21 protein-coding genes are annotated in these 23,813 nt (G+C 63.0%); 12 read left to right on the forward strand and 9 right to left on the reverse strand.

Going from position 1 to position 23,813, the window contains the following annotated elements:
- Positions 1–8 precede the first annotated feature (8 nt).
- The 4 genes from ABID59_RS29380 to ABID59_RS29395 are packed head-to-tail and all read left to right on the forward strand — an operon-like array spanning position 9 to position 5,546.
- Positions 9–1,049, forward strand: a complete 1,041-nt coding sequence (locus ABID59_RS29380; protein WP_502916394.1) for a carbohydrate ABC transporter permease — start codon at positions 9–11, stop codon at positions 1,047–1,049.
- A gap of 1 nt (position 1,050) precedes the next feature.
- A complete protein-coding gene (locus tag ABID59_RS29385; RefSeq protein ID WP_354085668.1) occupies positions 1,051–2,115 on the forward strand; it encodes a carbohydrate ABC transporter permease in 1,065 nt (354 codons plus the stop codon).
- 18 nt (positions 2,116–2,133) lie between these two features.
- Positions 2,134–3,213 carry an ABC transporter ATP-binding protein gene (locus ABID59_RS29390; protein WP_354085669.1) on the forward strand — a complete coding sequence of 360 codons (1,080 nt, stop codon included), beginning with the start codon at positions 2,134–2,136 and terminating at the stop codon, positions 3,211–3,213.
- A 20-nt stretch (positions 3,214–3,233) separates the two neighbouring features.
- Positions 3,234–5,546, forward strand: a complete 2,313-nt coding sequence (locus ABID59_RS29395; protein ID WP_354085670.1) for a TIM-barrel domain-containing protein — start codon at positions 3,234–3,236, stop codon at positions 5,544–5,546.
- Between the two features lie 119 nt (positions 5,547–5,665).
- On the opposite strand, the gene ABID59_RS29400 is transcribed toward ABID59_RS29395, so the two are convergent.
- The 3 genes from ABID59_RS29400 to ABID59_RS29410 all read right to left on the reverse strand — a co-directional run bounded on the left by ABID59_RS29400 (position 5,666) and on the right by ABID59_RS29410 (position 8,059).
- A complete protein-coding gene (locus tag ABID59_RS29400) occupies positions 5,666–6,577 on the reverse strand; it encodes an NAD-dependent epimerase/dehydratase family protein (RefSeq protein ID WP_354085702.1) in 912 nt (303 codons plus the stop codon).
- Positions 6,578–6,584: 7 nt separating this feature from the next.
- Entirely contained in the window at positions 6,585–7,445 is an 861-nt protein-coding gene (locus tag ABID59_RS29405; RefSeq protein ID WP_354085671.1) for an SDR family NAD(P)-dependent oxidoreductase, read from the reverse strand.
- Positions 7,446–7,669: 224 nt separating this feature from the next.
- Positions 7,670–8,059: a DoxX family protein gene (locus ABID59_RS29410; protein WP_354032518.1), complete on the reverse strand. Its 390-nt coding sequence runs from the start codon at positions 8,057–8,059 to the stop codon at positions 7,670–7,672.
- Between the two features lie 149 nt (positions 8,060–8,208).
- Between ABID59_RS29410 and ABID59_RS29415 the strand changes: the two genes are divergently transcribed.
- On the forward strand, positions 8,209–8,589 hold the full coding sequence (locus ABID59_RS29415) for a winged helix-turn-helix transcriptional regulator (protein WP_148749915.1): 381 nt from the start codon (positions 8,209–8,211) through the stop codon (positions 8,587–8,589).
- 79 nt (positions 8,590–8,668) lie between these two features.
- A complete protein-coding gene (locus ABID59_RS29420) occupies positions 8,669–9,442 on the forward strand; it encodes an SDR family NAD(P)-dependent oxidoreductase (RefSeq protein WP_354085672.1) in 774 nt (257 codons plus the stop codon).
- Between the two features lie 112 nt (positions 9,443–9,554).
- Here ABID59_RS29420 and ABID59_RS29425 read toward each other — a convergent pair whose 3' ends face one another.
- The 6 genes from ABID59_RS29425 to ABID59_RS29450 all read right to left on the reverse strand — a co-directional run bounded on the left by ABID59_RS29425 (position 9,555) and on the right by ABID59_RS29450 (position 16,967).
- Complete coding sequence (locus ABID59_RS29425; protein ID WP_354085673.1) at positions 9,555–11,456, reverse strand: response regulator; 1,902 nt, start codon at positions 11,454–11,456, stop codon at positions 9,555–9,557.
- A gap of 25 nt (positions 11,457–11,481) precedes the next feature.
- Positions 11,482–12,975, reverse strand: coding sequence for a circadian clock protein KaiC (gene kaiC, locus ABID59_RS29430; protein ID WP_354032520.1), 1,494 nt, complete (start codon positions 12,973–12,975; stop codon positions 11,482–11,484).
- Positions 12,972–13,256 (reverse strand): circadian clock KaiB family protein, encoded by a 285-nt coding sequence (locus ABID59_RS29435; RefSeq protein WP_187434695.1) that lies wholly within the window; start codon positions 13,254–13,256, stop codon positions 12,972–12,974. Before ABID59_RS29435 ends, kaiC begins: the two co-directional genes overlap by 4 nt.
- 173 nt (positions 13,257–13,429) lie before the next feature.
- Positions 13,430–14,095 (reverse strand): response regulator transcription factor, encoded by a 666-nt coding sequence (locus tag ABID59_RS29440; protein ID WP_354085674.1) that lies wholly within the window; start codon positions 14,093–14,095, stop codon positions 13,430–13,432.
- 232 nt (positions 14,096–14,327) lie between these two features.
- A complete protein-coding gene (locus ABID59_RS29445) occupies positions 14,328–15,575 on the reverse strand; it encodes an NAD(P)/FAD-dependent oxidoreductase (RefSeq protein ID WP_354085675.1) in 1,248 nt (415 codons plus the stop codon).
- A gap of 6 nt (positions 15,576–15,581) precedes the next feature.
- Positions 15,582–16,967 (reverse strand): aminotransferase-like domain-containing protein, encoded by a 1,386-nt coding sequence (locus tag ABID59_RS29450; RefSeq protein WP_148749909.1) that lies wholly within the window; start codon positions 16,965–16,967, stop codon positions 15,582–15,584.
- Positions 16,968–17,346: 379 nt separating this feature from the next.
- On the opposite strand from ABID59_RS29450, the gene ABID59_RS29455 reads away from it, so the two are divergent.
- The 6 genes from ABID59_RS29455 to eutC all read left to right on the forward strand — a co-directional run bounded on the left by ABID59_RS29455 (position 17,347) and on the right by eutC (position 23,755).
- Positions 17,347–18,393 carry an ABC transporter ATP-binding protein gene (locus tag ABID59_RS29455; protein WP_347340221.1) on the forward strand — a complete coding sequence of 349 codons (1,047 nt, stop codon included), beginning with the start codon at positions 17,347–17,349 and terminating at the stop codon, positions 18,391–18,393.
- Entirely contained in the window at positions 18,390–19,439 is a 1,050-nt protein-coding gene (locus ABID59_RS29460) for an ABC transporter substrate-binding protein (protein WP_354085676.1), read from the forward strand. Before ABID59_RS29455 ends, ABID59_RS29460 begins: the two co-directional genes overlap by 4 nt.
- Before the next feature lie 65 nt (positions 19,440–19,504).
- Positions 19,505–20,716, forward strand: coding sequence for an ABC transporter permease (locus ABID59_RS29465; RefSeq protein WP_148749906.1), 1,212 nt, complete (start codon positions 19,505–19,507; stop codon positions 20,714–20,716).
- 5 nt (positions 20,717–20,721) lie between these two features.
- Entirely contained in the window at positions 20,722–21,549 is an 828-nt protein-coding gene (locus ABID59_RS29470) for an ABC transporter permease (protein ID WP_354032525.1), read from the forward strand.
- 11 nt (positions 21,550–21,560) lie between these two features.
- Positions 21,561–22,958: an ethanolamine ammonia-lyase subunit EutB gene (locus ABID59_RS29475; RefSeq protein ID WP_354085677.1), complete on the forward strand. Its 1,398-nt coding sequence runs from the start codon at positions 21,561–21,563 to the stop codon at positions 22,956–22,958.
- The gene (eutC, locus tag ABID59_RS29480) at positions 22,958–23,755 is read left to right on the forward strand and encodes an ethanolamine ammonia-lyase subunit EutC (protein WP_210250879.1); all 798 of its coding nucleotides are present in this window, start codon (positions 22,958–22,960) and stop codon (positions 23,753–23,755) included. Before ABID59_RS29475 ends, eutC begins: the two co-directional genes overlap by 1 nt.
- Positions 23,756–23,813 lie beyond the last annotated feature (58 nt).

Genomic DNA, 23,813 nt, shown 5'->3' on the forward strand with positions numbered 1-23,813 from the left:
TCAGTGTGATGTCGGGCATCTCGTCCACGATCCGACCTGAGCGCGGCATAGCAACCGGCGCGCTCGCCCGGCTCGGACAGGTCGCGGTCCTGCCGGTTGGCGTCGCGCTGCGGCTGCTCGATCCGCCGATGCGATGGATGCAGCGCATGATCGGTGCGCGGCGCATGGCGTACGTGTTCCTGCTTCCCAACTTCGTCTTCTTCGGCTTGTTCGTATTCCTGCCGATCGGCATCAACGTCGTGTTCTCGGTGACCGGCGGTACGGCGCTGTTTCCCTCGCAGCGCCCCTATGTCGGCGGCGACCAGTTCGCCTATCTGCTCGACTGCGGCTCCTATCTCGATCCATCGAGCTGCCGCGAGGACCACTTCTGGCGCGGCGTCGCCAATACCGCAAAGTTCGTCGTTTTTCAGGTGACGGCGATGGTGCTGTTTTCGCTCGTCACCGCGCTCGTTCTCAACATGAAGATCCGTGGAAGGGGCTTTTTCCGGGCGGTCTATTTCTTTCCCGTGCTGCTGTCGCCCGTGGTGGTCGCACTGATCTGGAAATGGATCTTGCAGCGCGACGGGCTCCTCAACGCCGCCATCACCACGCTCGGCGGTCAGAAGATCCTGTTCTTCGTCGATCCGGGCTGGGCGATGTTCTGGGCAGTATTCGTCTCGGTGTGGGCCCATATGGGCTTCTACACCCTGATCCTGCTCGCCGGTCTGCAAGCGATCCCCGCCGATCTCTACGAGGCGGCGGAGATGGACGCGACGCCACGCTGGCGCGTATTGTTGCGCATCACGCTGCCGTTGCTGTGGCCGAACATGATCGTCGTCATCGTGCTCGCGCTCATCAAGGGCGCGCAGACCTTCGACGAGGTCTTCGTGCTGACCGGCGGCGGTCCCGGCACCGCGACGCTGATGGTGGTCCAGTACATCTACGAGACCGCGTTCTCCAGCCAGGTGCAGAATTTCGGCCTCGCTGCCGCAGCGTCCGTCGTGCTCGGTGTCGTGCTTTTTGTCCTGACGCTCCTGCAATTCGCCGCCGCGCGGCGCAAAGAGGTTTGAGATGGCAACCATCCGCCTTTCAAGCATGCTCGGTCAGCGTCGCAACGGGCCCGGACGTCCCCTGCACTGGACCGACATCGCGGCCTACGTCTATCTCGCGCTCGGTGTCGTCCTGATGTTCGGACCGGTGCTATGGCTGGTGCTGTCATCGTTCAAGACCCAGAGCGCGCTGCTGGAATTTCCCCCGTCGCTGCTCCCGTTCGCACAGGTCGAAGTGACGGTATCAGGTCAGCCGCAGAAGCTGCCGCTGTTCCGCGCCAAGCTTCCCGACGGCACGGTCCGCGAATTGGCGCAGGTCCGGCGCATCGGCCTCATTGCCCAGATGGTCGATCCCGCCGATCCCTCGCAACAGTTCCGCGTCGCGATCGACAAGCGCGAACCGGTGCGCCGCGTCGCGCTTGCGACCGAGAACTACAGCGAGCCGCTGCAGCGCTTCGCCTTCCTGCGCTTCCTGTACAATTCGGTATTCGTGACGGTGATCGCCACGCTGATCACGCTGCTGATCAATTCCATGGCCGCCTATGGGCTCGCCGTCTATCAGTTCCCCGGCAAGCAGGCGGCCACCCTGGCGGTGATCGGGACGCTGATGATCCCGGTGACCATCATCCTCGTGCCGGTCTATCTGGTGGTGACCGAACTCGGCCTCACCAACTCGCTTTGGGCGGTGATCCTGCCGGGTGCCGCGACGCCGACCGGCGTGTTCCTGCTCCGGCAATACATGCTGACCTTGCCGAAGGATCTGATCGAGGCCGCGCGCATGGACAAGGCGTCCGAGTGGCAGATCTATTGGCGCATCGTCATGCCGTTGACCCTGCCGGCGCTGGCGGTTCTGGCAATTTTCTCGATCATGTGGCGCTGGAACGAATTCCTGTGGCCGCTCGCGGTGCTGACCAAGACCGAGGTCTACACGCTGCAGATCGCGCTCAATGCCTTCCAGGGCGAGCTCCAGACCCAGTGGCATTACCTGCTTGCGATGACGGTCGTGACGCTCATTCCCGTCGCGCTCGTCTTCGTGTTCCTCCAGCGCTTCATCACGACGGGCATCGGCTCGACCGGAATGAAATGACCGATCGGGGCTATCACCATGGCTGAGCTGAAACTCACGGGCGCACGCAAATCCTTCGGCAGCATCGACGTGCTGCACGGCATCGATCTCGCCGTGAAGGATGGCGAATTCGTCGTCTTCGTCGGGCCGTCCGGTTGCGGAAAGTCGACGCTGCTGCGCGTCATCGCCGGCCTCGAAAACGTAACCAGCGGCGAGGTCCATATCGACGGCGAGCGCGTCACCCATCTGCCGGCCTCCGAGCGCGGGCTTGCCATGGTGTTCCAGTCCTATGCGCTTTATCCGCACATGAGCGTGCGCAAGAACATGGCCTTTGCGCTCGAGAACATGAGGCTGAAGCCTGCGGAGATCGAGGAGCGGGTCGAGCGCGCCGCCGCCATGCTGCGGCTCACGGACTATCTCGACCGCAAACCCAAGGCGCTCTCCGGCGGACAGCGCCAGCGCGTCGCCATCGGCCGGGCCATCGTGCGCGATCCGAAGATCTTTCTGTTCGATGAGCCGTTGTCGAACCTCGACGCGGAGTTGCGCGTCGCGACGCGCAAGGAGCTTGCCGCGCTGCATGCCAAGCTGGGCGGCACCATGATCTATGTCACCCACGATCAGGTCGAAGCCATGACACTTGCCGACCGGATCGTGGTGCTGAAAGCTGGCCGGATCGAGCAGATCGGCACGCCCCTCGAGCTCTACAATCACCCCTCGAACGCCTTCGTTGCCGGCTTCATCGGTTCGCCCCGGATGAACTTCCTGCCGGCTGTGGTGGTTTCCGACGACGGCATGCTCCGCCTCACGGTCGGCGAACGTGACGTCGCGTTACCTCGCGCCCCTTCCGGCCTCGCCGCCGGCGCGGCCGTGACGCTCGGCATCCGGCCCGAGCATATCGACGCCACGCCCGACACGGGCATGCTCACAGCAACAGTCGACCTCGTCGAACGGCTTGGCGGCGAGACCTTCATCTATGCCTCGGCCCCCGGCCTGCCGCAGATCACGCTGCGCGAGGATGGCCAGTCACAGTTCCACCGCGGCGATGCGGTCGCGATCCGCTTCGCCGCCGACCACCTGCACATCTTCGACGCAGCCGGCGCAACCCTCGCCCGGCCCTGACCGACCCGGAGCCTGATTTCATGAAAGCCCTGACCCACGGCCGCTTCCGCGGTCTCGACGGCCAAGCCGCGCTGTTCGACCTCGCGACCGGACCGGCGGCGGCTCCGCTCGCGACGCTGCGCGTCGCGATTCTGGAGAGCGACATCGGCCGCGTCACCCTGCGCCAGCAGGATGGCTATCGCCTCGACCGCGGCTGGGCGATTGCGCCTGGTCGCACCGAGCCGCCGTTCGAAGGACGGCTGCGCGACGATTTCTCCGGCTTTGCCAATCCGGCTTCGACGGTGTCGGAGGCCGGCGGCATCGTCACGCTCGCCGCCGCGGGTCTCAGCGCGCAAGTGCAGCTTGATCCGTTCGGCATCGCCTGGTACCGCGACGGCGAGGACCGGCCATTGCTGCGCGACCGTCCGACCCAGGCCTACTTGCTGTCGCGCAAGACCGGTGCGTCGCTGCACGCGATGGAACGGCACGAGGACGAACGCCATTACGGCCTCGGAGATAAGGCCGGTCCGCTCGATCGCACAGGCCGGCGCTTCGCGATCGACGCTGTCGACCCCTGCGGCTACGATGCCGAGCTTTCCGATCCGCTGTACAAGATGCTGCCGTTCTTCATCGTCGATGGCCCACGCGGCGCGCACGGCGTGTTCTACGACAATCTCGCCCTCGGCTCGGTCGACCTCGGCTGCACGATCGACAATTACCATGGGCTGTTCCGCAGCTATCGCGCCGAGGACGGCGACCTCGACTATTACGTGCTCGCCGGCCCGACCGTGCCGGAAGTCACGCGCCGGTTTTCCTGGCTGACCGGCGGACAGGCTTTTGCGCCCCGCTGGACGCTCGGATTCGCGATGACGACCATGACGATTGCCGACGCGCCGGATGCGGACGCGCGCATCACCGGCTTCATCGAGGATTGCAAACGCCACGGCATTCGTTGCGACAGCTTTCACTTCGGCTCGGGTTACACCTCGATCGGCGACCGCCGCTACGTCTTCAACTGGAACCGCGACAAATTCCCGGATCCGTCGGCGACGATGGCGCGGCTCAAGGCGGCCGGCATGCGGCCGGTCACCAACATCAAGCCCTGCCTGCTCGACGATCATCCACGGCTCGCTGAAGCCAGGGCGAGCGGCATTCTGGTCGCTGACGGCGAGACCGGCGATCCGGCGGTCGCGCAATTCTGGGACGGCCTCGGTTTCCATGTCGACTTCACCAACCCGAAGGGCCGGCAGTGGTGGGCGGACGGCATCCGCGACGCGCTGCTCGCCTATGGGGTGACGGCGGTGTGGAGCGACAACAACGAATACGAGATCTGGGACGAGGATGCGGTCTGCGACGGCGACGGACGGCCGTTTCCGCAAGGGCTCGCCCGTCCCGCGCAGGCGCTCCTGATGCACAAGCTCGCCTACGAGACCCAGGCCGCACAGGCACCGGACAAACGCCCCTATACCATCACGCGCGCCGGCAGCGCCGGCATCGCCCGCTACGGCCAGACCTGGAGCGGCGACAACGAAACCTCGTGGAAGACGCTGCGCTACAACCTGACCCAGGGGCTCAACATGAGCCTGTCGGGGCTTTACAACATCGGCCACGACGTCGGTGGCTTCCATGGCCCGTCGCCAGGCCCGGAGCTGCTCTGCCGGTTTGTCGAGTTCTGCGCGTTGTGGCCGCGCATGGTGATGAATTCCTGGAAGACGAGCGGCATCGTCAACACGCCCTGGATGCATCCGGGCGTACTTCCGCAGGTCCGATCCGCCATGAACCTGCGTCACAGCCTCATCCCTTATCTCTACACCCAGATGTGGCGTGCGGCGGCCGACGACGTGCCGGCGGTGCGCCCGCTGTTGTGGGATTTCGCGTCCGACGCGACCGCCGGAGCCGTCGAGGATGCTTTCATGCTTGGCCCCGATCTCCTCGTCGCTCCGGTGCTGGAAGAAGGCGCGACGACGCGCGAAGTCTACCTGCCCGCCCATCCCGGTGGCTGGTACGACTGGCATGACGGGACGCCATTCGAGGGCGGGCGAACCATTACTGTCGCAGCGCCTCTGGGCCGGCTACCGCTCTTCGCACGCGCGGGCGCGATCGTTCCGGTCGAAGACAAGGAGGGGCTGACGGCGATCGCGTTCGGAGCGCCCGATCATGGTGGCTTCGGCCTTGTCTACGTCGATGATGGCGAGACGGCAGATTGGCGCAAGACCGGCATGGCCATTGAATTGCGCCTGCGCCCCGACGATACCGGCTTCGTTCTCGATGTCAGCGGAGGAAAGTTGGCCGCACCAATCCGTGCCCGCGGCGTCGGCGTGCCGAATCTGCGTCTTGCCGGCACGACAGAGTGAGCCGCGCGCGCGACCGAAGCCGGTCTCGATCGCACCCGGCGCTAACGGATTGAGCGCGATCCGGCGACTGTCTTCTCGACGCATTTGAGAGCGTACGGTTTCCGGCGCGAAAGGAGATCTCACTCCAGCATCCGCGCGGCATCGCGCAACGCGGTCTCCAGCGGTTGCGGCTCCATCCCGAAAGTCTCTCGGGCGAGACGAGAGTCCATGATGAAGGGGTCGGCGAACTGATAGCGTGTCGCGCGGAGTTCGCGAACCATCGGGACGAAAATGCCGACTGTCCAGACCAAGCCCCAGGGTATGACCGTTATCTTCGGTTCCGGCAGACCGTTGGCTTTCGCGAACCGGGTGAGGAGCTCGCGTGCCGTCATCGGCTCATGGCTCGGCACGTGCCATGCTCTGCCCCAAGCGCGTTTGTCGGTTGCCACCGTCGACAGAAGGCGGGCCGCATCCCCGGTCGACGTCCAGGTTCGAGGCACGTCGACTGGTATCGGCGATTTCACGCGCTTGCCGGCGAGCATGGGTCTGAACATCGCCAGACTGACCAACGATTGGGGCTGGATATGATCGCTGGCGCGTATTTCAGTCGCGCGGATGCGGCCGGCGCGGTGCAGCGCGAGCGCCTCCTGCCACATCTCGCCGCGCATGCGTAGCTTGGGATGCGTGGCAGCGAGCGGCGTGGCTTCTGACATGACGCCGGAGCCCGGACCATAGGGATATAGTGTGGCGTGTGTCGCGAGGACCGCGCCGCTGCGCTCCGCAGCCTTCAATATTGCCGCACTGATCGGCGGCCAGTCGATCAGCCAACGATCATAGGCCGGGCTGGCGCAATTGAAGAGAGCGGCTGCACCTTCGGCGATTGTGCTCAGCCGATCGGCATCGGCCGCGTTCGCCGCGATGCGCTCGATCAAAGGATGAGTTGGGCCGCCGCCTCTGCGTGTCACGAGCCGGACATTCTCGCCGCGTTCAGCGAGCAGGGACGCGACAGCGCTTCCGACAGCACTGGCCCCTACGATGACATTCGTTTTCATTGGCTCGTTATTCCAACGATAAGCCGTGCTTGGCCGCAATGTCGCCCGTCAGGGCCCATAGCTTCCTGGCGGCATCGGAGTTCATTGCAAGTGGCTCCGGCTCGAAACGCTTGGGGTTGCGCAGGACGGCTCCATCCAGGTCGGCCGGCGAAGCCTGGGTCAAAATGCGGACTGCGTTGACTGCGGAAACCTCGGGCGTTGTACCGAACAGCCCCAACAATTTCATGCTCAAGGGCATGAGCGGATCGGCCATGACCTTGGTCTTGGTGGAACCGACACAGGCCGCCGCGATGGTCACAGGACGGTCGCGCCACAACCGTGCAGCTTCCTGGACATGCAGATGACCAAGGAGGTGGGTACCCAGGATCGACTTGTAGAAGCTCCACTTGCGGCGCTCGAATTGCAGGTCATCCAGATCTGGCATGAAAGACAACGGGACATTGCCCGAGATGCTGACAATGCGTCCATCGCCCGAGGCGGCGAGCGGTTCGGCCAGCGCCCGATTGAGCGCCGCGCGCGCCATGTATTGCAGGGCGAAGGCGAACTCCAGACCGTCAGCCGTCAAGGTCTTGCCCTTGAACGCGGCCATGGCGGTGTGCATCACCCCGTGCAGGACCGGTCGCCACGCCATGACCTCCTCGGCCGCCGCCTTGACGCCCCTGAGGGTCGATAGGTCGGCGCTCAGGAAGGCGGCCGCGCCGCCCGCTGCGCGAACGGCCTCGATCGCGACCTCGCCGGCCTTTCGTCCCCGACCGACGATCAGCACGTTCGCGCCGCGGCGCCCCAGCCCCACGGCCGCAGCACGACCAATGCCCGTGGAACCGCCGAAAAACACGTAATTGCCACCAGATACCCGTCGCTCATTCATGAGTGATCCTCTTTCGGTAGGAACAAGTTGTTTGTCACGATACGACGCGCGTCAGCTCGAACGAGCTCTGCGCCCATTGCGTCCGTTGCGGCTCTGGAGAAGGTGCGGGTACTCTCGCGTCCCCGATTTTTTGGGCGAGTTCGCTGACGTTGCAAACTTTCCAGAATGCTCCGTCGTGCGCTCTTGTCTCCATTCGATGGTGTGCTCGATATTTTCCTGGTGCGTCAGAGCATCGCCGCTTGCACGTAGGGTGACGGGACTTCACGAGCGACGTTCTGCGTTGCAAAGGAAGCGGCCAGCAAGATCAGGCCAATGGCCGCCGGCAGAGCGCCCTTGAGGCTGCGCACGCCGATGTGCGCCATTCCAGACAGCAGGAGGTGATAGAAGACACCGGCATAGGCGAGATCGCTGAGCGCCACGTTGAAACGCGACACGATGGCGACTGGGCCTGCGATCTTCACCACGATCATGAACGGCACGAGGTAGGCTGGGTAACCGAGGTCGGCGAGTGCCTTCCGGACCCAGTCCCCTTTTGTTGCGTACATGTAGCCCGAGGTCAGATACAGCAGGCACAAAAGCGTGGTGCTGACCCAATATATGTAGACCGATGCCATGATCTCTTCCTGAGCGCGGTTGCGGCAGCAACAGCTCCTTCGACTTCGCGGCTGCTCGAAATGCGTGATTGTCTCTGCATCCGCAGCGCACATCGAAAATGTCGGCTAAGATCTGTATTCGCAAGTAGGATGAATAACCTGTTGCTAGTATGGAAAAGCAGACTATGGCCGATAAACAGATCAACATGCATGAAGAGATGCGGCGCGCGTTCGCGCTGCTCTCAGGCAAATGGAAGCTGGAGATCATGTGGCTGCTCAATCAGCGGGTCTACCGCTTCGGGGAGCTGCGAAAGGCGATCCCGGGCATCACCCAGCACATGCTGACGGCACAGCTCCGTGAGCTCGAAGCGGACGGTCTGGTGTCACGCACTGTATTCGCGGAAGTGCCGCCCCGCGTCGAATATGAGATCACGTCCAAGGCGCGGGGGCTCGGTCCCATGATGCAGGCACTGACCGCCTGGTGGAAGGAGCACGGAAAGAGCGTGCCCGTAAAGCCGAGCGGCCGCGGGCGGAAAGCCAAGGGCAGCTGAATGCGAACACATTGCCTTGCGTCGGTCTGGCGTGAGGGCGGCGATCCTGGGAGCTTCTGGACATCGAGAGGAGGAGCGAGTGGCGATTGTTTTTATTACGGGCAGCACGGACGGACTCGGGCGGGCGGCGGCGGAGTCGGTTCTCGACCACGGACACCGCGTGGTGCTGCATGCCCGATCGGCGGATCGCGTCGCGACCATCGGCAAGCTCTCCTCGCGGGCCGCAGGAATCGTCATCGGCGATCTCCGCAGCGCCGCTGAGACCAGAGGTATCGCGGATCAGGTCAACGCGATCGGGCGAATGGATGCGATCATCCACAACGCCGGCGTCTACACGGAGCGCAGTCGCGGCGCGACGCCCGAGGGCCATGCCTCCACGTTGGCGGTGAACACCTTGGCGCCGTACATCCTGACTGCGCTGATCGAGCGTCCCGGTCGGTTGGTCTACCTCAGCAGCGGCCTGCACCGCGGCGGAGAGGGTTCGCTGGGCGACGTTGACTGGACGAAGCGGACCTGGGATCCGGCTAAGGCCTACGCCGAAAGCAAGCTGCAGCTCGTCGCGCTCGCTTTCGCCCTGGCGCGACGCTGGCCGCGGGTCTTGAGCAATGCCGTCGATCCCGGCTGGGCGCGCACGAGAATGGGCGGCCCGGGTGCGCCGGTCGACCTCGATACCGGCCAAAGGACCCAGACCTGGCTTGCCATCAGCGACGAACCGGCTGCAATGGTCAGCGGACGCTACTGGCACCATCTCCGGCAGGAGCAGCCGGCCGGTGAGACCCTCGATCTCCAATTCCAGGAGCAGCTCATCGCCAAATTGGAGGAGCTAACGGGCATCGCGCTTCCTCAGGCTTAGGACCGCGCCCGGTGTTTCTGCGTAGTCGCGAGCTTGTGACGTTGGAGCTGCGGCCGCGAAGCGCAGGTTTTGCACCTAGAGCGCTCTCGCGCCATCTGACAACGCCATCGTATCAGATCCTCCGCGTTCGTACTCCCATCGTTGTTAGCGCAGCCATGAGAGTTTCCATATCAAACGGCTTTGCTACGATCTGCAGCAACGCATCTTGCGCAAACCGCTGGCGGACATTCTCCCTGGCATAGCCGGTTGCCAAGATGATCGGCAAATGTGGCTGCAAAGCCCTGATGTCGGCGACAAGTCCATCGCCGGGCTTGTCTGGAAGACCGAGGTCGATGATTGCCCCGACCAGTTTGTCGCCGATGTTTCGAATCTTCGCGAGAGCCTCATGGAAGCTGCCGGCTTCTTCAGCCTGCAGCCCTTCGCGCCCGAGAGTATCCACAACCAACATGCGAATCAGGACTTCGTCATCGACGACAAGAATGCGGCCGCCCTGACCTTCTTCGTCCCGATCGAGCAATTCCCGGATACGCATGGCCAGAGCGGTCAAAGTGAAAGGCTTGCTAAGTAGTTCGACGCCAGGAGCAAGCCTTCCCTCGCTGAGAAGGACACTGCCGGCGTATGCTGTCGTGATGAGTGTCCTCAAAGACGGCCTGATGACGCGAACGCGGTCCGCAAGCGCCCTTCCGTCCATGGCGCCCGGAAGGCCGAGATCGGTAAAGAGCAGATGGATTCGTGCTTCGCGTTCTACGATCTCGAGCGCAGAGGTCCCATCGATGGCTTCAAACACGACATAGCCGAGTTCGCGCAGGCTGCTGACGGTGTAGTTGCGAACATCCTCGTCATCTTCGACCACAAGGATGACTTCGCCCTCGCAGGCGAGCGGAACATGGTCAAGCTTTTTCGGTCCATCGGCTTTAGGGCTGCGCGGCGTTTTCGATGCTCTTGGGAAGTAAATCTTCGCAGTCGTTCCGAGCCCGGGCTCGCTATAAAGCTTCAGGTGGCCGCCGGTCTGCTTCACGAAGCCGTAGACCTGGCTGAGTCCGAGACCGGTCCCGCGGCCGTCGGGTTTGGTCGTAAAAAACGGCTCGAACACTTTCTTGAGGACATCGGCCGTCATCCCCGTGCCTGTATCGGAGACCGCGATCATCACATTCGGTCCGGTCGTCACATCGGCGTTGGCTGCGGCATAGGCGGCTTCAAGCTCGACATTCGAGGTTTCAATCACGAGTTCACCGCCATCCGGCATCGCATCACGCGCGTTGACGGCGAGATTCAGCATCGCTGCTTCCAGTTCGGTCGGATCGGTCTCGATGTTCCAGGCTTCGGGATCGAGCACGGTACGGACATTGATGCTCTCGCCCAGAGTGCGCTGAAGCAAATCGGACATACTCAACACGATTTCGTTGACATCGAGGAGGACCGGCTCCAGCGGCTTTTGACGCGCGAAGGCAAGCAGCCGTTCGGTCAGAACTGCGGCCCGGCGTGCGCCGCGCGTCGCGTTGTCAAGGGCCTGAGCCCGTTCGGTCGTCGCCACGGCGGACTGCCGCCGCGCGCTTTCCAGGTTTCCAAGCACGACCGTCAACAGGTTGTTGAAGTCATGCGCGATGCCGGCGGTCAGCCGGCCGACCGCCTCCATCTTGGCCGACTGCCTCATCCGCTCTTCCATCGCCTTTCGCGCCGATATATCGCGCAAGCTCGCCAGAAGCGCCGGGCGGCGATCCCACGTCGTATCCACAACTCGGATCTCGGCGTCGATCGAACCGCCGCCCGGACGATGAATCGCTATCTCGGTCGTGTCGCCGCCGATCAGAGGTATGCCGATCGGCGAACCGGTCAGCGTCTCGCGCGCGCGGCCGAAAATCTGTTCCGCGGCCGGATTGGCGAACAACACGATGCCGTCTTCGTCGACAACGATGATTCCGTCGGCATTCTTCTCGACCAGGAAGCGGATGTCCGCCTGATCGATACCACCGCTTCCTCGGGGACTTGCCGCATTCATCGTGATGTCTCGCATGGGGTATTATTCGGCGGTCCGGACCTCAGCGTCTGTACTCGGGATCGCCGCCGGTGAACACGTTGGGTGCGTCCTCGAAACGATCACCGAGATGCATGCCGGTGTTGTCGATGGTGAAACGGCGAATCTCCTTGGCGTGCTCGCTGCCTCGCATCTTCAGGATCATCAGACCGCGATGCATCCTGTCCTGCTCCTGGATATAGCGCAGCAGAATGATCGAGTCGGTCAGCGTCGAAATGTGCTGTTCGCTGACGCTTTCGCCACCGACCAGCGACTTGCTGGTCGCCGTGCAAAGGCCGGCGATTTCACGCTTCTTGATAAAGGACGTGAGGCTGATCAGGAATTCGCGAAAGCCCGCGTCGGGGGCGATTCGCTCCAGCGCAGAGAGGCTGTCGATCGCAATCCGGCTCGGCTTGAATTCATCGACCAGGCCCTGGATGGTGAGGAGATGATCCGGCAAGCCTTGCGCTTCCGGATAGAGGCAGATGATCTTGAGCTTGCCCTCCGCCTCCATTTGCGCGAAGTCCACGCCCCAGCCGCTTGCGTTGCGAAACAACTGGCCTCTGCTCTCCTCGTATCCAAACAGGATGGACTTTTCGCCCGCGGCGACGCCGCCGGCGAGGAAGTTCGTCACCAAGAGCGTCTTGCCGGTCCCGGTGGCGCCGCTCACGAGCGTGACGCTGTCGCGGAAGAAGCCGCCGCCGCACATCTCGTCGATCGCGGGATTGCCGCTGGTCACCCGCACCATGCTCGACTGCTGTTCGAGGCGCAGCGACGACAGAGGCACGGCCACGACACCGCGATTCTCCAGTAAGGTGAACGGCGCCTCGCCTTCGGCGTGATGGCTGCCGCGCATTTTCAGCACTTCGATGGTACGGCGGCGCTTTTCGCGGTGAAGCACGTTGCGCAAAATCACGACATTGTCCGCAACGAACTCTTCGAGGCGATGGCGCGTGATCTCGCCGTATTCGTTGTTGCGCTCTGCGGTCATCAGCACCGCGAGCTTCGATTTCTTCAGGGCACTGCTGATGCGGAACAGCTCGCGGCGCAATATCTTCGGGTCGCCGATGAAGTGATCGAAGAGCTGCGTCAGCGAATCCAGCACCACGCGACGGGCGCGGACGGTTTTGACCGCATGATCGATGCGCGCCAGCAGGCCGGCCAGATCGTAATCGCCGACCACCATTTCGTCGCTCGCCGAAGGGCTCGCATCGACAAAGGCCAGACGCCCCTCCTTGCGCCAGGCGGGAAGATCCCAGCCGAAGCTGCGCATGTTGGCCTCGATATCGACGGGCGGCTCTTCGAACGTCACCAGAACCCCGTTTTCGCCGTAGTGAGTAATGCCATGAGCGAGAAATTGCGTCGCGAACACCGTCTTGCCGCTACCTGGCGTCCCGCCGACAACCGTCGTGCGCCCACGCGGCAGGCCGCCCATCACCAGCTCATCGAAGGCATTCACACCGGTCTTCACCCGGTCCAGGACATCCGAGACCTCCATGTCCTCGTCTTGCGCGATCATGCGGACTTCCCTTTCAGTTCTATGCCGAGAAAATCCAGGACACGCCTGGTGTCGCCGAGATCGCCGACGATGCGCCGTGAGCGCTCAGGGCTTTCATACGCGAGCGTTGGCGTCGCCAGGATGCCTGACTTTTCAGCGAGTTCCGGCCTCTCCTGAACGTCGATGATTTCGACCTTGCACGCCGGATGGATGCGCGCCTGAAGCTCGGCAAGCTGTTTCTCAGCCCGCCGGGCAGTTGCCGAGGTTCCGGCAACGTAGAGGCGTAGAATTGGGTCGATCACGGGGCGTGGCCCTGGTTGCACATCGCGGGGCGCCAGCGGGCGACGGCAGACCCGCGGCCACCCCTTTCAGTACGGATGATCGATTTCATCCGCACGCGCGATGGATCGCAAAGTAAGAGCGTTTCCTCGCCTCGTGCGCAAGAGAGAGAGAAATACCAACCTTCTAGTAAGCCTTATTCAACCGAGGGACTCGGGCGCGGCGACGTCCGCCGCCGTCCGGACAAGGCATCTTGAGGCGTGATGCCGCGCTCACGCGCCCAAATCATAGCGGCGCTGCGGCGGTTCACACCGATCTTCCGATACAGCGAGGCGATGTGGTTGCGGATCGTATTCTGTGAAAGATTGAGCATGGTCCCCATTTCGGTATCGCTGCGGCCCTCGCAGATCAGGCCCAAGACTTCGCGCTCGCGATCGGAGAGAATGTCCAGATCCGAGGTTCTTGGCGCCGGCTTGGCTTTACGGAACGCCTTGAGCGCTTCGATGATCGAGCGCGTAAACCGGGATGGATCGGCCAACGCGGCCTCGAGTGCCGTGACCGCATCACGTCCATGCTCGTCCCCGGAAAGCTCGCGTTCCTGAATAAGGCATATCGTGACCGCATCTCCATTGATCACGATCTGTTGGGCGGAGAGACAACAATGAACGGCGGCGCCGGCATCGAGCGTGCGCAACGACGCGGCGAGCTCGTCGATGCCTCCGTTCAGGCGCTCGCGGGTGCGCTCATCGATCCACGCGATCTCGCGATTGGAATCGAGTAGCACCGCTCCTGTTCCGAGTGCAGTCACGACGCGCTCGAGCTGTTCTTGCGGGCGCGAACGATCATTCACCACGTCATCCATGGCGTTTCCCCTTTGCGATTGGTGATGGGGCTGACGAACTTTGAAATGTTCGCCCTGACAACGCCGTGCGAGAAGTGTGGTTCCTCCCGACTAAGCCGCTAGTAGAAAAGCACTATTTCGGATCAAAACGGCCAGCGCGCTCGGCCGCACCCGCTGATCGACGACATCACCAAGCCGGCAGCCGTGGACAGCGCGCGGTTTTGGAGCGAGGTATCCGGCCGCGAAAAATCACTCAACCAAACCGGTCAGGTCGGAATGCGAAAAGGTCCGGAACATCATTGCGCCTTTCGATCAGGCTTACAACAACGCGGCTGGTTACGCCGGCCAAGGTCATGCCGAGGTGTCCGTGTCCAAAGGCGTGGATCAGGTTCGGATAGCGTCGGCTCGGTCCAATGACGGGCAGCGAATCCGGAAGCGAGGGGCGAAAGCCGAGCCACTGCGATTGAACGGGTCCGAGATTCGGGAAAAGCTTGCGGACGCCTCGCTCCAGGAGAGCAATTTGCTTCTGATTGAGCGGTGCCGAGAGGCCACTAAGCTCGACCGTTCCCGCGACCCGCAAACGACCGGCCATGGGTGTGATATAGAAGCCCAGATCGACCGGGCTGACGGGCCTGTTGATCGGACAGACATCCATCGCGAATTCAATGTGGTAGCCGCGCTCCGTATCGAGGGGAATATTCTCTCCAATTGGCGCAGCCAGAGACTGCGACCAGGCGCCGGCGGCGAGCACGACCGTATGCGCTTCGATCGTGCGGTCGCGGCAGATCAAGCGGATGCGTCCGCTGTCCTGCGGCTCCAGCCGATCCACGCGGGCGCGTTCGAACGTAGCACCCTTGGCCTCGGCTGCGGCCGCCAGTCGGCGGGTCATCACGGCTGGATCGACGGTATGGGCCGCATCGGGGAAAAAAACGCCGCCGGCCGCGGGAGGAAGCGCGGGCTCCAGCCTTGCGACCTCTGCCGACGTCAGCCATTCCTGTCGGACGCCGAGCTCGTTCCGCAGCCGGGCGCCCCACTCGCTATCTTTTTGCGGAAGCTTTCCCCGATAGTAATAGAGGCAGCCTTCATAGCGAAGCAGGTCCGCAAGTCGAGCCTCTTCGGCGAGCGCTCGCCAATCCGGCATCGCATCCTTGAGCAAGCCCGCAAGCGCGTGTCCGTTGCGGCGCGCTCGAGCCGGCGCGGATTGCCAAACGAACCGCGACAGCCAGGGAACGAGTGCGGGTAAGGCGGCTAGCCTGACGGTGAGAGGGCTGTCCGCCTTGAGAAGCAGGTTCGGCAGATTCCAGAGAACGTCGGGGTTGCCGACCGGCGCACAGGCGTAAGGAGCCAATGTCCCGGCATTGCCGTACGAGGCGCCCGAACCTGCCTCGTTCGGATCGACGACAACGACTTCACGGCCAGCTCCCGCCAGCCGAAATGCAATCGCAAGGCCGATGATTCCGGCTCCGGCAATCGCGACGTCTGTTTTGATCAACTCCGCCACGGCGCCTCACACCGCGCCCGAGATTTCGAGATGACCGGCATTCAGCAGTTCAGCCATGATCGAAAGCGCCTGCCGCAATTCGCCGGCTGAAGGCGCCGCGCCCACATTGATGCGCACGGCGTGGGCGAGCGTTTCGCGTCCTACCGCAAATGCGTCCGCAGGAAGCACGCCTACTCCGCGCTGACGGCAGGCGCGCGCGAAAGCAGCGCCTCGCCACGGTTCGGGCAAATGCAGCCAGGCGTGAGGCGACGTCTCGTCCGTCTGAACATCGAATGCCGCGAGGGCGTCGCGCAAAATGGCCTGCCGCCGGCGCAGTTCCTCGCGCTGGAATTCGATGATCCGCTTCGCGGTCCCCTCTTCCAGCAAAACGGTGGCAACCAATGCCGTGAGCGGGCTGATGCTCCAGCAATCAATCCGCAGCGCCGCCGCGACATTGCCCAAGACTGCGCGTGGCGCGACCACAAATCCGTAGCGCAGGCCGGGTGCGATGCATTTCGATAGGCCGCTGATGTGGACGGTGAGTTCAGGTTCGAGGGCCGCGAAAGATGGAATGGCGCGATCGAGCAACGGACGGTAGACATCGTCCTCGATGATCAGCACGTTATGGCGCCGCGCAATCGCCCCGAGCGCGCGGCGGCGCTCTTCGCTCAATGTAACCGTTGTCGGATTGTGCAAGCTGGGTACGAGGAAAACCGCGCGAGGGCGCAAGGTCGCGCAAGCCGCCTCGAGAGCATCCGGCCGCATGCCCTCTCGGTCGATCGACACCCCACGCAGGTCGACACCTTGTGACCGGCAAAGCGCGCTGATGCCTTGATAGGTGATGGAATCAGCGAGGACGACATCGTCGGGCTGCGTCAGGGCCCGTAGCACGCAGGCAAGGCCATGCTGAGCGCCGTCGGTCAGGACAACGCGACCGGCATCGCCATCGCCCGCTACGCCATTGAGCCAATCCGCAGCCGCGGCGCGCGCCCATAGCGGACCTTCCGGGGGATGATAGTCTTGCAACGCGCCAAATCGGCGATCTTTGGCGATGTGCGGCAGAAGAAGCGCCAGCGCGTCGCGATAAGCCGACGTCGCCGGCCTGTTGACGGACAGATCGATCAGACCGGCCTCATCGCTGGGCGCGGATTTGAATCCACCTTCCTCCGTCTCCTTCGCGGCGACAAGTGTCCCGCGGCCGGGGCGCGCCTCAACGAGTCCGCGCTGTTGCAAGGCCGAGAAGGCGCGGGTGACGGTCGTGACATTGATGCCGAGCAGGCGCGCAATTTCTCGATGTGGCGGCAACCTGTCGCCCTCAGCCAGTTCGCCGCAAGCAATTCGTTCACCGATGGCATCCGCCAAACGCTGATAAATCGGTCGATCGTTGTCCGGCAGTTCCAGATTTTCGAGCATTTCGGCTGGGTGCCCCGAGCGTTCTTGTCTTGGCCAAGGCATTCTTAACATGGAGAAAAGAATCGGACAATCCGACTTGTATGCATTCCTTACGGCTTCAACTGCCTATTATATGACATGGTCGACGCCGTAAATTGCATCATTTGATAGCCTTGACGCTCAGATTTCCGCATTGTACGGTCACTCAATCGTCTATTGTGTGGTCACATAATTGTGGGCAACCTTGGGAGGTGGAGCGATGGTTTCGACCGGACAAAGTTCGTCGCTTCGTAGTCCCCTTGCGGCAGGCGCGCGACTCGCAACGGGCCAAGGCGACGCCAAATTTGTCGAATTCATTGACGTCGAGAAATCGTACGGCAATTTTCATGCGGTCCGCCGGTTGAATTTGAGCATCGGCCGGGGCGAGTTTTTGACGTTCCTCGGTCCCTCAGGTTCCGGCAAGACCACGACCTTGAACATGCTGGCGGGCTTCGAACGTCCGAGCGAGGGCGTCATTACGCTCGATGGCAAGTCGGTCGACCGCCTGCCGCCCTATGAACGCAACATCGGCATGGTGTTCCAGAACTACGCGCTGTTTCCGCATATGAGCGTAGCGGACAACGTCGCCTTCCCTTTGTCGGTGAGAAAGCTGCCGAGGGCGGAGATCGGGCCGCGCGTCGTGCGCGCCCTCGAAATGGTGCAGTTGGAGCGCTTCAAGGACCGCAAGCCGGCGCAGCTCTCGGGCGGTCAGCAGCAGCGTGTCGCGCTCGCCCGCGCGCTCGTCTTCCAGCCGACCCTCGTTCTGATGGACGAACCCCTCGGCGCTCTCGACAAGAAGCTGCGCGAGCACATGCAGATCGAATTGATGCAGATCCATCAGATGCTCGGCGTCACCATCGTATACGTGACGCACGACCAGAGCGAAGCACTGACGATGTCGGATCGCGTCGCCATCTTCGAAAGCGGCGCCATCGATCAGATCGGAACGCCGGACGAGCTTTACAATAAGCCGGCGACTGCGTTCGTCGCAGGCTTCATTGGCGAAAACAATGCGCTGGATGGTGTCGTCGAACGCGTCGTCGGCAATCAATGTCTGGTCGCGCTGCCAACAGGATTGAAGACGACCGCGATGGCGATCGGCGATATTCGTCCGGGCGCGCCGGTCCATCTGACGATCCGGCCCGAGCGGATCGGGCTGTCGGGCGCCGGCGCGGATTCGGACAACCGGTTTCAGGCGACGGTCGATGGCCGAATCTATCACGGCGACCATCAGCGCCTACTCGCGCGTTTGGCGAGCGGGCAGATCCTGACTGTAAAAGTCGGACCTGAAGCAACGATGGCGGCGGGCGAAGCGATCGACCTTTGCTGGCCTATATCCGATTGCCGGGCTTTTCCGGCAGGCGCCGTCCCGGACGGCAGCTCAGCGAACATAGGGAGCGTTTCATGAAGCGAGTATCCAGGACGACCTTGCTTGCCTTGGCGAGCGCCGCGATCGTCGGCCAGCTTCAACCCGCCAGCGCCGAAGAACTCACCGTCATGGCCACCGGCGGCGCGTGGCAGGCGGCGCTGCGGCAGGCCTGGTTCGAGCCGTTCGCCAAGAAGATGGGCATCAAGTTCAACGAGCAGGAATATACCGGCGAGCTCGGCAAGATCAAAGCGATGGTCGAGACCGGCAATGTGCCGATCGACCTCGTGACGGTCGAAACCTCGACGGTCCTGCAAGGCTGCGACGCCGGCGTTCTGATCCGCCTCGATTATTCGAAGGTCGCCGATCGTTCGCGATTCCTGCCAGGCACGGCGCTCGATTGCGGCGTCGGCATCGATGTCTATGGCGACGTGTTGGCCTATGACACGACCGTGCTGAAAGAGGCGCCGACTTCCGTGCTCGATATTTTCGACACCAAGAAATTCCCCGGCAAGCGCGCCATGCGCAAGGCGCCCGCGCAGAATCTGGAATGGGCTCTGATGGCCGATGGCGTGCCGATCGCCGACATCTACAAAGTGCTGGGAACCTCGGCCGGGGTCGACCGCGCCTTCAAGAAGCTCGACACCATCAAGAAGGATATCGTCTGGTGGGATGCCGGCGCACAGCCGCCGCAACTGCTTGCCTCCAAGGAGGTGGTCATGACGACCGCGTGGAACGGGCGCATTCAAAACGCGATCGACCAGGACAAGCGCCCCTTCGCGATCGTCTGGGACAACCAGATCGTCGAATATGACATGATCGCGATTCCGAAGGGCGCCAAGAACCTCGACCTCGCCTACAAATATCTCGCCTATGCGGCCGATCCTGAAGTCGGCGCGCGGCTCGGCCGCTTCATTCCCTATGGTCCGGTGGTGACGGATGCGACGCCGTTCGTTCCCAAGGAGGTCCTGCCGAAACTCCCCACCGCGCCCGATCACATGAAGAGCTACCTGGTCGGCGACGTCGAATTCTGGGGTGACCATGGCGAGGACTTGGTCAAGCGCTTCAACGCCTGGCTCGCCCAATAGAATAGGCCGCGACGAGAACGCCGATCGGGCACCACCCGGTCCTAACGCCACGCGAGGGGTGCCTCATGTCATCGATCGCCTTACCGAAAATCGGCACAACGGACCGATGGGACGGCCTGCGTCCGCTTGCGTTGGCGGCCCCGCTCCTGCTGCTTCTGTTGTTCAGTTTCGGCGCGCCGATCGTCGCGCTGCTGTCGCGGGCCGTCTACGAGCCGACAATTGCCAATGCGCTGCCTCACACCATCGCGGCGCTCCGGCAGGACAGCGGCGCCGGCGTGCCCGGCGAGCCCGTCTTCCTCGCCTTGGCGGCCGATTTGAAGCAGGCGCAGGCGGCAGGCGCCGTTTATGAATTCGCCAAGGCCCTCAACACCCGCCTGCCCGGCGCCCGCAGCCAGGTGCTCCGCGTAGCGCGCATCGCCACGCAGGATCAGGCGACGGGCAAGGAGGCGATGATCAAGGCGGCTCCGCTGCTCGGCGAAGAGCAAAGCTGGGCGGCTATTCGCACCGGCACAAACCGCTTCACCTCGTTCTATCTCCTCAGCGCCTTTGACCTGCGATGGACCGAGCGGGGGACCATCGGCGCGGTTCCGGCCGACCAGGCGGTCTTCCTCCGGGTCTTTGGCCGGACGTTTCTGATCGCAACGATCGTCACGCTCGCAACGCTGGCGCTCGCCTTTCCGCTCGCCTTCGTAATCACCAATCTGCGCCCCGCGGTTGCCGGCATGGTCCTCGTTCTGGTGCTGCTGCCGTTTTGGACGTCGATCCTTGTGCGTACCGCCGCCTGGACCGTGATCCTGCAGAAATTCGGCCTGCTCAACGACCTGTTGCTCTGGCTCGGCCTGACGTCGGATCGCCTCGAATTGATGTACAGCCGCACCGGGCTCATCATCGCGATGACGCATATCCAGCTGCCCTTTACGCTGCTGCCGATCTACAGCGTGATGCGCTCGGTCAAGCCTTCGCTGGTCAGAGCCGCCCAATCACTTGGAGCCCGGCCTTTCACCGCGTTCTGGCGGGTCTATCTGCCGCAAGTCATGCCCGGCGTTCTCGCCGGTTGCCTGCTCACCTTCATCCTGTGCCTCGGCTACTACATCACGCCGGTGCTAATCGGCGGGGCAAGCGACCAGTTGATCAGCAATTTCATCGCCAACTACGTCAACGTCGAGCTCAATTGGGAGATGGCGGCGGCGTTGAGCTTCGTGCTGCTCGCCTCTACCCTCGGCCTTTACGTCACCCTGACGCGGTACCTCGGTCTCGATCTCTTCAAGATGGGATGAACGCCATGTTGTCGCCATACCCAACGACCGCCGAATGGGTCCGCGTCACCGCGCTCTGGTTCTGGTGCGTGCTGGTGCTGATCTTCCTCGTCGTGCCGATTTTCGTGCCGGTGCCCTTGTCTTTCAACAGCGGTTCATTCTTCACCTTCCCGCTCGCCGGGCTTTCAACGCGGTGGTACGAAGTCGTGCTCGGGACGCCGCGCTGGCGCGCCGCCATCGGCAACAGCCTGCTGATCGGATTGGGATCGACCGTGCTGGCGACCGTGCTGGGAACGCTGACCGCGATCGGCCTGTCGGATCCGAAATTCCCGGCGCGGCGGTTCGTCGTGCCTTTGCTGATTTCGCCCCTGATCGTCCCGGTCGTCGTGACGGCGGTCGGAACCTATCTGTTTTATGCCCGCGTCGGGCTCGCCAATACCTATTTCGGCATCATCCTCGCGCATACCGTTCTGGCGAGCCCCTTTGTCGTGGTGACCGTCGGCGCAAGCCTCACGGGGTTCGACCGCAACCTGATGCGAGCGACGTCCATTCTCGGGGCGAGACCGCTGACCGGATTCATTCGGGTCATGCTGCCGCTGATCCTGCCAGGCGTATTGTCAGGCGCCGCTTTCGCCTTTGTGACGTCGTTCGACGAAGTGGTCGTGGTGCAATTCCTCGCCAACGCCGAGCAGCGCACCCTGCCACTCGAAATGTTCACGGGCCTGCGAGAGCAATTGAGTCCGGCGATCACGGCGGCCGCCACCTTGATGATGGGCCTGTCGATCCTGTTGTTGATCGTAGCCAATCTGCTCGCCCGTCGATCGCGGCAAAGCGCCAGCGCCCTGGCCGAGTGAGGCATTGTTGCATGTGCTATCACACGACAATCAACGGTACACGCTGGACCTTTCACGATCTCAGGACGCTGCTTGCCAAAGCATCGCCAGCCCGCTCGGGTGATGTTTTAGCCGGCGTCGCGGCGCAGAGCGCCATCGAGCGTGTTGCTGCCCAGATGGCGCTGGCCGATCTTCCTCTCAAGACCTTCCTGAATATCGATCTCGTGCCGTATGAGGAGGACGAGGTTTCTCGTCTGATCCATGATAGCCATGATCTGACGGCATTCGAACCGGTGTCCCATCTGACCGTCGGCGGATTTCGCGAATGGCTGCTCGACACGCGGACAACGACCAGCCATCTGGCCGCGCTGGTCCCCGGCCTGACCCCGGAAATGGCCGCCGCCGTGTCCAAGATCATGCGCGCGCAAGACCTCATCGTCGTGGCGGCCAAATGCAGCGTCATTACCGCTTTCCGCAACACGATCGGGCTTGCCGGCCGGCTCTCCACGCGGCTGCAACCGAACCATCCGACCGACGATTCCCGAGGAATTGCGGCCAGTCTGCTTGACGGACTCTTGTTCGGCGTCGGCGACGCGGTGATCGGCGTCAATCCCGCGACCGATAGTTTGCAAGACTATGTGCGCATCGTCAGCCTGCTCGACAATGTCCGGGAGCGCCTCGAAGTTCCGACGCAGACCTGCTGTCTGGGACATGTCACGACCGCGATCCAGGCCATCAATCTCGGCGCCCCGGTCGATCTCGTCTTCCAATCCATAGCTGGCTCTGAAAAAGCCAATCGAGGGTTCGGGATCAGCTTGTCCCTCCTGGCGGAGGCCAATGATGCGGCGCTTTCCCTGGCTCGCGGCACCGTCGGCAGGAATGTCATGTATTTTGAAACCGGGCAAGGCAGCGCACTATCCGCCGACGCGCATTTTGGAATCGATCAGCAGACGATGGAAGCGCGCGCCTACGCCATCGCGCGGCGTTTCAAGCCGCTGCTCGTCAACACGGTCGTCGGCTTCATCGGTCCCGAATATCTCTATAACGGCAAGGAAATCACGCGGGCCGGACTCGAGGACCATTTCTGCGGCAAGCTGCTCGGCGTGCCGATGGGATGCGATGTCTGCTACACCAATCATGCCGAAGCCGATCAGGACGACATGGATGCGCTGCTGACGCTGCTGACCGCCGCAGGCGTCACCTTCGTCATTGCGGTTCCCGGCGCCGATGACGTCATGCTGAACTATCAGAGTCTGGCGTTTCACGACATCCTCTACGTCCGTCAGACTCTCGGTCGGCGATGCGCTCCGGAGTTCGAGGATTGGCTGCAGCGGACGGGCCTCGCCGACGTGGACGGCCGTTTGCTTGAGAAAGCCGCGTCTGGAGCGATCGGTCCGGCCATTGCGCTGATCGAGACGATGGAAGCCTGATGATGCCGGACGAGCCGCCAGATCGGAACAACCAGCTCGCAGTGACCGACAAACTCGCGCGCCTGCGACGCTTCACGCCGGCGCGCATCGCGCTCGGGCGCGCCGGATCCGGGCAACTGACGGCTACGGGCCTTCGGTTCATGCTCGATCATGCGCGCGCGCGTGACGCCGTTCACGCCGCGCTTGATTTCGACACCATCGGGCAATCGCTTCGCGAGCGAGACTGGAGCGTCGTCCATGTCCAGAGCACCGCGGCCGATCGCGCCGAATATCTGCGCCGCCCGGATCTGGGACGCCGCCTATCGCCCGCAGGGCGTCTGGCCATCGACGGCCAGCAACGCGGCAGCGATGTCGCGATCGTCGCCGCCGACGGCCTCTCCGCATCGGCTATCGAGATCAACCTTCTGCCGTTGGTCGATCAGCTGCGCCGGCTCTTGTTGGCTCAAGGCCTCACGATGGGACCACTTGTCCTTGTCGGGCAGGGGCGCGTCGCGGTCGGTGACGAGATCGGTGAATTGCTAGGCGCAAAGCTAGCCGTCGTCCTGATTGGCGAACGTCCGGGTCTGTCGGCAGCCGACTCGCTCGGCGCCTATATCACGTGGCGGCCGCGGGTCGGCATGATGGATTCGAGCCGGAACTGTATATCCAATATCCGTCCCGCTGGACTGTCGCCGGAAGACGCGGCTGCGCAGATCGTCGGTGTGGTGGAGCTGGCGTTCAAGCATGCCACGACGGGCGTCCGACTCAACGATTTGCGGGGAACAGAAGCAATCAGCGCGGTCGGGCCGCGAGAATAGGCGCGAACGACGATGTCCTATCTAGTCATTGGCAAATGACCGAGCAACCGAGACCGGC

Origin of the sequence: Bradyrhizobium sp. S3.3.6, from assembly GCF_040546905.1 — a bacterium.
GTDB lineage: Bacteria > Pseudomonadota > Alphaproteobacteria > Rhizobiales > Xanthobacteraceae > Bradyrhizobium > Bradyrhizobium cytisi.